13 protein-coding genes are annotated in these 12,621 nt (G+C 39.7%); 6 read left to right on the top strand and 7 right to left on the bottom strand.

Annotated elements, in window-relative coordinates; translation table 11 throughout:
- Positions 1-2: 2 nt before the first annotated feature.
- From V1225_RS02630 to V1225_RS02620, 3 genes are all read right to left on the bottom strand, one after another.
- Positions 3-869: an ABC transporter ATP-binding protein gene (locus tag V1225_RS02630; protein ID WP_160201025.1), complete on the bottom strand. Its 867-nt coding sequence runs from the start codon at positions 867-869 to the stop codon at positions 3-5.
- 9 nt (positions 870-878) lie between these two features.
- On the bottom strand, positions 879-2,282 hold the full coding sequence (locus V1225_RS02625; RefSeq protein ID WP_160201024.1) for a hypothetical protein: 1,404 nt from the start codon (positions 2,280-2,282) through the stop codon (positions 879-881).
- A 261-nt stretch (positions 2,283-2,543) separates the two neighbouring features.
- Positions 2,544-3,014 (bottom strand): hypothetical protein, encoded by a 471-nt coding sequence (locus tag V1225_RS02620; RefSeq protein ID WP_160201023.1) that lies wholly within the window; start codon positions 3,012-3,014, stop codon positions 2,544-2,546.
- Between the two features lie 497 nt (positions 3,015-3,511).
- Between V1225_RS02620 and V1225_RS02615 the strand changes: the two genes are divergently transcribed.
- Genes V1225_RS02615 through V1225_RS02605 form a run of 3 tightly spaced genes read left to right on the top strand, consistent with a single transcriptional unit; the run spans position 3,512 to position 4,736 of the window.
- On the top strand, positions 3,512-3,874 hold the full coding sequence (locus V1225_RS02615) for a PadR family transcriptional regulator (RefSeq protein ID WP_160201022.1): 363 nt from the start codon (positions 3,512-3,514) through the stop codon (positions 3,872-3,874).
- Positions 3,861-4,247: a DUF6120 family protein gene (locus V1225_RS02610; RefSeq protein ID WP_160201021.1), complete on the top strand. Its 387-nt coding sequence runs from the start codon at positions 3,861-3,863 to the stop codon at positions 4,245-4,247. Before V1225_RS02615 ends, V1225_RS02610 begins: the two co-directional genes overlap by 14 nt.
- Positions 4,248-4,262: 15 nt before the next feature.
- A complete protein-coding gene (locus V1225_RS02605; protein ID WP_160201020.1) occupies positions 4,263-4,736 on the top strand; it encodes a DUF2083 domain-containing protein in 474 nt (157 codons plus the stop codon).
- 98 nt (positions 4,737-4,834) lie between these two features.
- On the opposite strand, the gene V1225_RS02600 is transcribed toward V1225_RS02605, so the two are convergent.
- From V1225_RS02600 to V1225_RS02590, 3 genes are read right to left on the bottom strand one after another with little or no spacing between them, the layout of a single operon-like run.
- Positions 4,835-5,779, bottom strand: coding sequence for an aminopeptidase (locus V1225_RS02600; protein WP_160201019.1), 945 nt, complete (start codon positions 5,777-5,779; stop codon positions 4,835-4,837).
- 9 nt (positions 5,780-5,788) lie between these two features.
- On the bottom strand, positions 5,789-6,460 hold the full coding sequence (locus tag V1225_RS02595) for an AroM family protein (protein ID WP_338547524.1): 672 nt from the start codon (positions 6,458-6,460) through the stop codon (positions 5,789-5,791).
- A gap of 1 nt (position 6,461) precedes the next feature.
- Positions 6,462-7,400, bottom strand: coding sequence for a DUF1177 domain-containing protein (locus V1225_RS02590; protein WP_338547523.1), 939 nt, complete (start codon positions 7,398-7,400; stop codon positions 6,462-6,464).
- A gap of 266 nt (positions 7,401-7,666) precedes the next feature.
- Between V1225_RS02590 and V1225_RS02585 the strand changes: the two genes are divergently transcribed.
- Complete coding sequence (locus V1225_RS02585; protein ID WP_251614047.1) at positions 7,667-8,830, top strand: PucR family transcriptional regulator; 1,164 nt, start codon at positions 7,667-7,669, stop codon at positions 8,828-8,830.
- A 14-nt stretch (positions 8,831-8,844) separates the two neighbouring features.
- On the opposite strand, the gene V1225_RS02580 is transcribed toward V1225_RS02585, so the two are convergent.
- Positions 8,845-10,551 (bottom strand): OPT/YSL family transporter, encoded by a 1,707-nt coding sequence (locus tag V1225_RS02580; protein ID WP_243151005.1) that lies wholly within the window; start codon positions 10,549-10,551, stop codon positions 8,845-8,847.
- Positions 10,552-10,766: 215 nt separating this feature from the next.
- Between V1225_RS02580 and V1225_RS02575 the strand changes: the two genes are divergently transcribed.
- Positions 10,767-11,855 (top strand): DUF917 family protein, encoded by a 1,089-nt coding sequence (locus tag V1225_RS02575; protein ID WP_338547522.1) that lies wholly within the window; start codon positions 10,767-10,769, stop codon positions 11,853-11,855.
- Positions 11,856-11,866: 11 nt separating this feature from the next.
- A complete protein-coding gene (locus V1225_RS02570) occupies positions 11,867-12,595 on the top strand; it encodes an aspartate/glutamate racemase family protein (protein ID WP_338547521.1) in 729 nt (242 codons plus the stop codon).
- The last annotated feature ends 26 nt before the right edge of the window (positions 12,596-12,621 follow it).

The raw sequence follows: 12,621 nt of genomic DNA, 5'->3' as shown, positions 1-12,621 counted from the left end.
TCTCAAAATCCTCCAAAATAATAGAGATACACATCTTCCAGCGATGGTCTTACTTCTCTACAGTTCCATACCGAATCAGGCTTTTTTGTAACCACTCTAGCAATAATCTTTTGATCCATCTGTGAAACACCCGCAATACACCATGTAGCCGGTAAATCCTTATACTGTGTTTCCGTCAGCTCAGTTTCATACACCAGACCATACAATTGGCTTAAAATTTTTTCCTTACAATCTTTCTTAAGAATTTCACCTTCCCCCATAAGAATCAACTCTTTTGCGATAAATTCTACATCTGAAACTACATGGGTAGCGATAAGAACGATTTTATTAACAGCAATGCGAGAAATCAGATTACGTACCCCAATTCTTTGTTTCGGATCCAGTCCTGCAGTCGGCTCATCTAGGATGAGGATATCCGGATTGCTTAAAATTGCCTGTGCAATTAAAAGTCGCTGCTTCATACCTCCAGAAAGAGTTTTTATTCTACTTCCCATATGTTCCGAGAGATCAACTAATTTCAAAATTTCCGGTATCTGTCGTTTGGCTTCTTTTTTTTCCATACCCTTTAAAGCTGCCATATAACTCAAAAACTCTCCCACACGAAATGCCGGATATAATGCTTGCTGTTGTGGCATATAACCAAGCTTTCTTCTATAATCTTGATCTATTTCATTCACATTTTCTCCATTGAAATATATGGTTCCCCTATCGGCTTTTAAATTTCCTGTCAATATACCAATCAATGTTGATTTACCTGCTCCATTGGGTCCTAAAAGACCGTAAATTCCTGGAGTCATGGAAAAAGAAACATTTTTCAACGCCTCTTTCTTCCCATAGCACTTATATAAATCCTTTATCTCAAGTTGCATAAATCCTCCCTAGAAATACTCATCCATTGTTTCAATGCGGATAGATTTTTCAAAATTCCCTTTATAATAATAATCTTTATCAAGCATATACATAGACTTCTTTGTTTCATCTGCCGTGTAATAGATGAAACAATTTTTCATTTCCCCTACAATTCGATATGGTACATTCCGAACCGTCTCATACATCTGTACTTCCTGTTCTGTTTCAAAACAATAATAGTAATAGACGGCCTTTCCGTTTGGCTTTCTTCTTAGAAATAGAATTTTATTATGGTCAACAATACTGCTACAATCTAATCCTCCGGCATCAAAAACATAGCCATCATCTATATGAAGAATTTTTTCTTTTGTATTCTTCTGCAAATCCCACCTATAGACTTGTTCTTTAATAATACCGGGATACTCTTCATCCTCAATAACCCCTTCTTCAAGCTTTTCAATCACCAAATCATTCTTATATACACCTATGATATAAAACGGTGGCTTTATGGCTGTTGTTTTTCCATTTTCATCCTTGACTTTTTTTAAATCTCCCATCTGCAATATATCTGTTTCTTTTTTATCTATATCAAAAATCAGATACTTATACCAACATGTTACTTCATCAAAATACCAATCACAATATGCCTCATAAGGATTCTCTGCCTTCATAATTTGAACATAATCTGCAAATTCTCCCTGCTCATACCGAGTGAAGAATTCATCTTCTGTAAAACGCTGCTCAGCATACCCTGTCACCTTGATTATACTGTAATCCTTTGAAACCGCCTCAATAGTGCATTGCACAGGTTCTTCTGTTCTTTCCATAATTTCAATAATTTCACCTGACAGCAAATCCACGGAAATGCATTGCTGGGTCTGAATGATTTCTTCAGAGTTTTCTTTTGGATTATATAACCAGTTCAAAACTGTAATCACCTTATAGTTTGTATAATATGTATATGATAAGTCTAGATTTGCCTCCCAGTTTCCAGGCAAACTGTCTCCACAATCAATTTTTGCAATTACCTTTCGATTATTTCCATCCAAATCCATCTGAATAAATTCATATAAATTTTTTTCCTGCCGCTTGACAAAACAATACAGTTTGCCTCCATATTCAGCAAGTCCTAAAGCCCCATGATACCCATCATACCAACCACTGCAACTACTATCATTGTGCCTGCAGTTTGCCCTGCTACAAACCACATAATCCTTCTTTGATTCGTAATCAAAAAATAGAAAATGGTTATCTTCGATGTGTAATATTCCTGATTCGCCTGCAGAAAACGTTCCAAAATCATTTGCACCCTGTACAACTATATCTGACGGCGTTTCGGAAATTTTTACGGACAAATTGTCGGGTTCACTGCAGGAATAAAGGAAGAAAGTTATTGTATATAAAAATATAATGATTATCTTTTGCTTTCTCATAAATACCTCCCATCTAGTAATCCTTATAAGCCGCCCTTCTCACATACGTGCTATTCAGCATACGATAATTGAATTGAAATAACAATCTGAATAACCTAGAAGTCCTCATTTCTAAGGACTTCTAGGTCACTTTAGTACAAACCTATAACCTTTCCTACCATATAGCAGTAGTCGCCAAATCTTGATTACTTCACCATCCATACTGGCACTTCAAATTTATGAGGCTCCTAGAAATATTTTTGGCTTATCTTCCACTACTCTTTACATTTCGGTATAAAAACTTACAGATCCTCCTTCGCATGAGAATTTATGTGTACTATTTAAACTTTTCACCAAAAAATCATAAGTATCTGTTGCGATAAGGGAACCACTTGCTCCTGTTTTATTCGCAGACTTAGTGAATTGATTATCTGATGCTGAACCATAAAACCACACCCGGCCAACTCCGGTTAATTTCTTCGTATATGCATCTACAGGAGCTTTTTTCCCTCCAAAGTAATAGGATACTTTGAATTCGGTATGAGTTTCTGCTTTTTTTCCAACTATAGAAGATAATCCTGAAACTGTATATTTGTTTCCATGTGAATCAGTGACAGTTTTGGATGTTGCCTGAGGTAATGACGCACTTACCGCATTTTCAATTGTTTGATCTTCAGCCGCAAATGAAAAACTTGTAGCTAAAAGAGTAAATGCGCATACACATGCAAAAAATTTTTTTAATTTCCTTCTCATGATTTTATCCTTTCGTTTTTCCTCTAGTTCTTGATAATTCGATGTCCAATATATAAATTATAAGATTATCCCATATATTATAAAATATGATTGAAACAATATCATACTAATCATCTATATATGATTTATTATTAACTGGATCACATCACTTTTTTGAATCATATTCATCAAAAAAAACTTTTCATATTTTCTTGTCGGAATGGCTCTCCAAATATTAATATTGAAACTGTCGAACAAGTATATGCCTCTGAAATCGTTTGTTTGCTTTAGTTCACATTTTCAGTCTCTTCCCTCATACGCATCACCCCTTTTTAAATCTAATCCCAATACCGACAGAAGCAAACGAATCAAATGATTTATTTTTCTGACTTTTCTATATCATAGCAGATTCCTAAAACTATGTCAACCATTATTTTGTTTTTCATAATATATTTTTTTAATAACGTTGACACTACAAAACTTCTGTTGTACAATTTCAGTTATAAGGAGACTACTATATGGCCAGAGGTAGAAGCAATTTTAAGATGGGAACGGTGGAGCTTATTGTCCTCTTCCTGTTAGACAAAAGTGATTTATACGGTTATCAGTTAACTACGCTGATTGAGACTCTTTCCGAAGGGAAGGTTATCGTCACCGAAAGTTCTCTGTATCCAACCCTTTATAAACTAAAGAATAATGGGTGCATTTCCGATATTGAAAAACCTATCGGCAAGAGACGTATTCGAGTATACTATCACTTAGAAGATTCCGGGAAAGCTCGTCTTGCCGACCTGTTAGAGGATTACGAGAACAACAGGATAGGCACTGACCGAATTCTCGCTTGTAAAGAACTGCCGGAGGAGTATTATGCAGCAGATTAGGGCTAAAGCACTCAAACAGTATTTCAAAGAAATAAAATTACTGCTTCCTATTTATTCTAAAGAGGAGAAAATATTTATTAACGACCTTAGAAAATCAGTCGACGAGTATATCGAATCCAATCCAAACTGCACCTATGAAGAAATTTTGGAGCGATTCGAGGAACCTGCTGATGTTGTTTTTAACTATATTTCCTGTTTAGACCAGCATGAGCTTTGCAAAAAGATTTCTCTGAGAAAAACGATTAAAAGAGCGATTATTATTGCTGTTACTGTAGTAATCGTTACATGTACCATCAGAGTTATTTTTCTTTATGATTCATACTTAAAAAGTGTAAACTCTATCATTACTCATGAAAGAGTTGTCATCGAATAGAAAGGGGACTTAGATATGAAAAAATTCACCACTTTTTTCACTATTATCAGCATGATTTTAGTGTTCACATTGCAGCCTGCGTTTGCACAGAGCAACGTAATTTCTGTAGATATCGAAGAACTGCCTGACGGCAGCCGCTTCATAACTGTGATAGAAGATGTACCTACACCGGGCATTCAGCCTTTTGACAGAACCACTGAAACAAAATCTAAAACCGTATATTACGAAAATTCAGCAGGCAAATCCGTATGGTACGTCAGAGTTACCGGTACATTTACCTATGGAGATGGTACTGCCAGATGTACTTCTGCAACTCCATCTGCCGCTTCTCTAGACTCAAACTGGAAAGTTTCCGATATTACAGGTGGCAAGTCCGGAAATAAAGCGACAGCCACAGCAACCGGAAAACGCTATAATGGTAATATTGTTGTAGAGACTGTAACAAAAACCGTCACTTTAACCTGTGGTCCGACCGGTATGTTCTACTAATTATTTAGCGAATTACAAAATGTCATACTAAAAAACCTCCCGTTTAAACACCTTTCCTACGGGAGGTTTTCCTTTGAACAGATTTCTCAGCTGAAAGTTTAATAGACAAACTCTCCGTCTGCAATGATTTTTTTGCCATCCAAATACAGCGTAGGCTTCAAGATGATGCCATCCATATGGCAGTCTGCCTTATTTTTTCCGCCAAAAGAGGTATTGGTTCCAAAGGCGATATGTACCGTTCCATAGACTTTTTCATCTTCCAGTGTATTTCCACAGAGCAGCGCTTTTTCATTTGTGCCGATGCCAAGCTCAGCCACAATGCCGTTCTCCGGTTTAGTAAATAAGATTTCCAGTTTTTCAGAACCTGTGCCTGTGATTTTCTGAAGCTGACCGTCCTTCACTGTGACGTGAAGGGGCTCGACAAGCGTTCCAACGCCTACCATTGAACCGTCAATCAGAGTTTCACCATCACACCCGTCTTCCTTCGGTGCAATATACGCTTCTCCTGAAGGCAGGTTTCCGCTACTTCCACGATGTCTATATACGCCAGTACTTGGGACGCCCTCTCTATTCTGCAAATTTAGCCTCATCACCAACCCATCCTTTTCAATTACAGCTTCGTTCGCCTCGGTGAGCATTTGCGTCAATTCCAACGTACGTTTTTCAACTTCTTTAAAATCAGCGGTAATTGCACCCTGTGTAAACATTTCCTCTGTAATACCCGGCATAGTACCTACACGGGCGCCTTTTTTGACGGCCTCTACTTTTGCACTCGTATGGGTTAGAGACTCTTCTGTGGGACAGATGATAACATCTGCACCCAGCATTGCATTTGCTACAGCCTCAGGAGGTTCCTCTCCGGAAACAGAGCGAGCTTCCATGGACATGAGAAGAGATTCGCACCCGAGTTCAAGACCCGCCTGATATAGGGCTTTTCCGATTTCGAATTTTAACGTATCGGTGATAACAAGCAGCGTCTCTTCCTTTTTTAAATCCATGCAACCTGTTAAAATGTCCTTTGATATTTCTATAAGTGATTTCATATTTGCTCCTTAAATCAGTTCTTTCAGCACAGCGGCAGAAAAAGTACGTGGAAGCAATACATTTTTACCGCTGCGGCTACAAAGGATATACTTCATCTCTGCGGAGTATCCCATGCAGTCCATCAGAATGCAGTCGCAGTCAACTTCCTTTAACGTAAGAGCCAGCGCCGCAAAATCCTCTTCGGCAGCAGTATACGGCGAGATAGGAAAAACGCTGGTCTCCATGCCGATACCTCCCCATTGCGCCATAGCCTCAGATTTCTGTTCCTCTTCGGGAACGAGAACTACAAGCCTTTTTCTATCACATATGGCGGGGATAATCGCCCTCAAAAGACGGTTTGGATATATCAGAGGAACATGTGCAGTGAGAAGATCTTTGAAATCTCCCGTACATAGGAACATAATCCCACTCACACCGCAAACTTCCAATTCATCGATACACCGCTGAAGATGCACGATAATTTTTTCTTCCGCCATGGAAACAGACCGCCCATCTCTAAGGGATGAAACAAGAACTGTGTCGCCAGACTGCGGTGCGATTTCCTCCAATTCTTCCTCTGAAAGGTTGTCCAAAGCCCCTTTCTGTAAAATTTCTATATCATCTCCGATTATTGGAAGAATGTCTTTCATGATATCATCTCTAGGGGACTGACCGATCGTGATAAAACCAATTTTCTTCATCTTACTTCATACCCATTGTCTGCAGCTGCGTCATGGAGCCGTAGAGTTCTACTAAATGATTAAATTCGGCTTCGTCATAAAAACTGCACTGTTTTCTTCCATAGGTCTTGGCGACTTCTAAGACAAATCTTATAGTCATCTCTACGTCTGCTGCGTGAGTTGCGCCGGTTCCGCATCCCGGAACAGGAACTTCCGTTGTAATTGCAACTCCAACAACAGGAGCGTTTGTGGAAACAGCAGGCTGCAGTACACTGTTCAAATGATATAGGTCATTTCCATAAGGGGTGATATCCTGTGTCGTAACAGGGAAAACCTTTGGCAGACGACCTGTCGTCATTTCCATTAAATCCAAAAGATCTTCACTGGTTCGCAGAATATATCCCTCCTTTACCGTTGGAGAAATCGCAAAACCCATTGTATTGATGACTCTGTTTCCCTTTGTGGTATCGACAGTCAAAATTGCTTCCATTTCTTCACAAACCTCTTCATCATTGCACTGCTTCATGCTGATAGGAGAATCCATAAAGTCTACAGGTTCATGGGGTTCGGTAGGCGCATCGCTGCAGATGTGGGTAACCGCAATGACATCTCCTTCCAGTGTATCTCCTTTTTTCTGCATATCGAGAAGTTTTGCCGCTGCAGTCAACACCGTAAGCGCACCATCTCCATCAGATACAAAACCGATTCTCTCAGGTCTAGCACCTAGTCCCCCCAGACGGCCTATTAAGCCGAGGGTAGGGGCGTCGCCCCCTTTTATCCGTCCATTCGTTCCCGGAATCGTAACCTTTACCAAGTCGGTCTTTCCTTTATCTCCGTAAATTGTCTTCACTTCAACATCTGCATCCGATTTAATGGATCTAAAATAATTCGCCATTCTCTCACCATTTGCATGGATATCATCGAGAATATCATATACCTCAATCATTTGCTTGAATACCATTATGTACCTCCTGAAATTCGTTTTTAGTTAGTCGTTAAAATGTCAATACTCGGTATTGTTCTAATTTGCAGCACACGATCTGCGTTCTTCCTGTTTGTGTAATTCCGGTATTAATGTTCATTTTAGCAAACAGAAAAATCGAAAAGAATTGTATGTTCATATAAAATTCTTTATTAATTATTGTATGGACATATAATTCTATTTGCGATTTTTTGAGATTCTGTTATAATTATGACAGAATCAAGACGAAAAGGAAGGTTGCATATATGAAGGATATTACCGTATTAGATGTTCTGCACCTGCCAATCATGGCAAATGCAGAGCTGAAAGCTGGCCAGAACGGGCTATCTAACATCGTATCGTACGTTAATGTGCTGGATAACTATTATGATGAAACAGATTCAGAGTCTACACCAGTAAATTACGGGCAGAATCTATATTTGACGTCAATGGCTTACGGAGTGGACAATGAGAAATACATCAATATGGTGATTCGGCATTTTATTGACATGAAGGTTTCCGCCCTTTTTATCATTGACGAATACTTGGACGAGCTTCCAGAAAGTGCATATGAATTAGCAAACACACACAAGCTTCCCATTATTTTTATCGACTCAAGTACCCCATATGCACTGATTATTTCTTCCATCATGGAGCTTAAACTATCCTATCATGAATCTGAACTTCATGAAAATCTAATCCATGAACTAGTTTCCTCCCAATGTAAAGAAGAGAGAAAACTAGAGATTATTCCTCTGCTCAATAAGAATTTTCATTCCTATATTAGAGCCTTTTACTGCGTCAATACCGACCTCTCCTCCAACAAAATCACAGCAATCAGCAACGAAGTATATTTGCTGAATAAAATTAGAGAAAACAAGTTTGCCTTAGGATGCCACTATAAAAAGGGCATGTTGATTATCTGGTCCTACCGCACGGCGACCAATCTTTCATCCTGTGAGGATGAAATCCAGTTTATTCGCAGAATGCTGCCTAATGCAGTCATAGGAATCAGCGAAATGCTTCCGCTGAAGAAAGTAGATGAAGTGATTGTACAAGCATCTATGGCAAGTTTATCCGGCGCACACGATATCAACGGCACAGTGTATTTCAGAGATATCGGATTATCAAAACTGCTCGTCAAACTCCTTTCAAATCCACTTCTTGAGGACTACTTTAATGAGTTATATTCGCCCATTGCTGAACATGACAAGAAATACCATTCCAACTTGATTGAAACAATGACAGCCTTTATTGAATGTGACCTTGATCATGTAAAAACGGGAAAACTGCTGCATATTCATGTTAATACGGTACGCTACCGCCTAAATAAAATTAGAGAGCTGATTCCGTATGGAAGGAGCTCTCTTGACTTTACGCAAACGCTGTATTTTCTGTACAAAATTATGAAAATGAAAGCGTTGACATAGCTCCTTGCGGCAACCTATTTCTTAAATAATCCAAGCATGGAAGTGGAGAAATCCCGAAGCGCGGATCCCACAAGAGCACCTGCGCCAAGGATTGCAAAAATGCTGTCTCTTTCAGGATTTTTATGGATAACAATCGCTCTGATTGAAATTGCAATCAGAATGACAACACCAGCCTCAGTCCATCCAACCAAAAAACCAGTTGCAAACAGAATTCCTGCCTGATGATTTCCGCCCAAAAGCTGAATCAGTGCACCTGGAATTGCCCAAATCGCAAGCCACTTCATTACTTCAACGGTAGATCCCGCTTCAATAGTCGACTGATAAACAAAGTTAATCGGCGCAAACATACCCTGATTGAAATAACCCTTCGCAAAAATTGCTACCATGACAAAGGCAACGCCAAACCCGAGCAATTCTGCATAGTACTGCTGTTTTCTTCCTACTTTTTCTAGCTCCATATCTGCGCCTTTACCACGCAATATCCATCCTGCCTTTAAATCGTTTCCCATATCAGAGAAAGCCGGACCTGTAGCAGCTGTAAATCCTGCAAGAATTGCCAGCGGCAGTGTAGGGAAGCCAATCATCATACCAATAATCAAAAATAGCAGTGCAGTAGCAAATCCCGGAAACCAGCCTGAATGCATCGCGGAAACACCTACGATAAGCTCAGATACCAACGCTGCGACTGCAGCAAAGATGACCCATGCGATTAGCTTCACTATACCCATTTCATAGTACAGACCTGTCGCAATTGCAAGACCGATTGCAATAACAATATATGCAATAAAGCCTTTGCTCAAAGCGTTTTTCATATCACTGAGACTTGTTCCGAATCTGGATGCGGCAGAAGTTCCATTTTCTTCTTTTTTAAATAAAATTCGTGCACACTGCAATAAAGAAATAATTCCGGCACCAATCATCGCGCCATGACCAAGATAGGAAAGAGAAACGCTGTCGGCAAATGAGAAATCCGATCCGAAAATATCTGTTGCAAAAGTTCCGGTGTGACCTGCAAAGGTGAGAGAAAATTCGTTCGTAGATAAAATACCTTTCAACAAAGCACCTACACCAAAAGCACCCATCGCTACTAAACTTCCAACCCATACTACTCCAACTAAATCCATTGGAATTCCAATCATTGCACCAATCCATCCGGCAGCAGAACCTACAAGCAGCAAAAGCGCTCGTTTTCCTTTGTCAGCCATAGCATAAATAGATTCGGCTACAGCAATTCCCGGAGGCCACGCACCTTCAGCCGGAAACATTGGAGATCCAAAGGACTTGTATAAAATCGTTGCATCCACAATAGTGGCAAGAGTTGCACCAATTAACATAGGAACCATCAACTGCGGCCATCCCATGATAACAGGGATACCCATAGTTAAGAACATACAATTTGCAGAAGCAAACGTCGCACCGGAAATCGTCGTCTGTACCAGATTCTGCCGGTGAATGTTTTTAAAAGGTTTTAGCCATCTGAGAGGAATTTGCGCAATAAGAATAGCAAAAATAGCGCCGACAATAGATGTATCTGGTGTAGTACCTGTATGAATCTGTACCTGAAGTCCTACAATACACCCGAGAATCGCAACAATAATAGCAACAACAAAAACTGCAGGCTCTTTTACTTTTGGCATCTGATCTGCAGTAATCTTATGTCTGTCAATTTCTTTTTGTTCCTCAAGCAGAATATTGTTCTGCTTACTTTCTGTGTTATTCATAACTTTCTCCTTTTGTTTTGATTCACAAATCAAACTGCTAACGAGAACATTATGAATATTGACATTTTAACTAAATTTAATGTATCATGGCTTCGATTTGGTGTCAAGGACTTTTTGAAATTTCAAAAAATATAGGTTGACTTTCGCCTCTGAACCCAGTATACTGGCAGTGTGTAATTCCGGTACTTGCATTATTACATGGAGGTACCACTAATATGTTAGTAAATCTTGAAGATGTTAAGAAAATTGCAATCGGAAGTCTCTTTCTCGGCGGAGGCGGAGGCGGAGATATTCGTGAAGGTCTTTCAACCGCAAGGCGCGCTTTGGAATTGGGAGAAGTGCAGATTATTCCCCTTTCCGAAGTCAGCGAAAAGGAAGGCGTCATTCTTACCATATCCGGCGTTGGCTCTCCCGCATCGGATACCGCTTACTATTCAGAGGACGTTTACGAAAAAATTCTTTATCTAATTCAATCTCAGGAAAAGAAAAAAATTATAGGTTTTATTCCCTGCGAAATGGGTGCTTCATCTTCTTTTGAGCCCTTTATTCCAGCTGCTCGCTTAAATATTCCCGTCATTAATTCTGCCTGTGACGGCAGAGCACATCCCTTTGGGATTATGGGATCTCTGGGTCTTGAGAAAGGTGATAAAAATATCACGGTGCAAGCTGGGGCTGGTGGCAGAGAATCTACCAATACATATGTTGAAGTACTTTTAACCGGCTCCATAGAAACTACCTCTGACCTGATCAGAAACGCCGCAGCAAAGGCAGGCGGCGCTATAGCTGTCGCAAGAAACCCTGTCGCTCCGTCATGGCTTGAAACTTCCGGTGCAACGGGAGCATATGATTTAGCATACAGACTGGGCGAAGTATATTTAACTGGAAAAACAGTGGAAGAAAAGATTGCAGCAGCATGTTCCGTAGTAGAAGGAAATATAATTTGCCAGGGCAGGGTAGAGAATCACACTCTCTGCACTGAAAACGCGTTGGATCATGGTTCTTTTACAGTTTGCAGCGAAAACGACAAATATCAGCTATACTTTTTTAATGAATATATGGCCGTTGATAAAAATGGGGAAAGGCTGCAAACGTTCCCTGATTTGATTACAACGATAGATACACAAACGGGAGAAATTCTGACTACTGCACAAATTGAAAATGGCTGCAATATTACAGTAGTTGCCGCATCAAAAGAGCATATGCTGCTTGGAAAAGGTCTTTTATACCGAGACGTATATCAGAGAATCGAAAACATTCTAAATATCGAAATGCAAAAATATATTGATGAAATTTATATTGATTGAGAGGAGCGCTGATGAAACTTTTATTTTTAATCCCTGTGACTGCGGAATATGAGAACAAAAAAACTGATATTCTTTCATATCTTCAGCCCTATCTTCATCCAGATACGGTCATCGAATTTGCACAAATTCCGCAAGGATACACTTCTATTGAATCGGATTTACAGGATATTTATAACGGCTGGCAAACTGTAAATCTGGTAAAAACGCTGAGTAAATCCTACGATGGCATATATGTGAATTGCTTTGATGATCCGGGCGTATCTGCTTGCAGAGAACTTGCCATTACTCCCGTTATCGGTCCATATCAGGCGGCAATACATTCTGCGCTGATTCTCGCAGATAAAATTGGTATTATTACCACCGACACAGCGGGAATTATTCACGAAGAAAGAAAGGCAAAGCAAATAGGTATGCTGGACCATATCGCCTCTATTATCCCTGTTGATTTAGAAGTAAACGATATTCGTGAACAGGCGGATTTCCTGATAGACAGACTGCTTTCTATCTGCAAAAAAATGTCTGACGATTACGGCATCAAGGCAGTTTGCCTGGGATGTACTGGAATGTTTTATATTGCAAATACCCTCAATGCAAGGCTGAAAGAGGAGCACATAAATATAACCGTTATCGAACCCATGGCAAATGCTATAAAATTCCTGGAAACTATGGTTATGCTGGGATATGACAATTCCGTTTCTATCAGTCCACAGATTGCTTCAGCTAAAATTTTAAGGCTGTAAATACAAAACCTTAAAGAGCCGCAAAT

This window comes from Emergencia sp. JLR.KK010 (assembly GCF_037018265.1).
Classification (GTDB): Bacteria; Bacillota; Clostridia; order Peptostreptococcales; family Anaerovoracaceae; genus Senimuribacter; species Senimuribacter intestinalis.
This window is presented reverse-complemented; position numbering and strand designations above follow the sequence as displayed.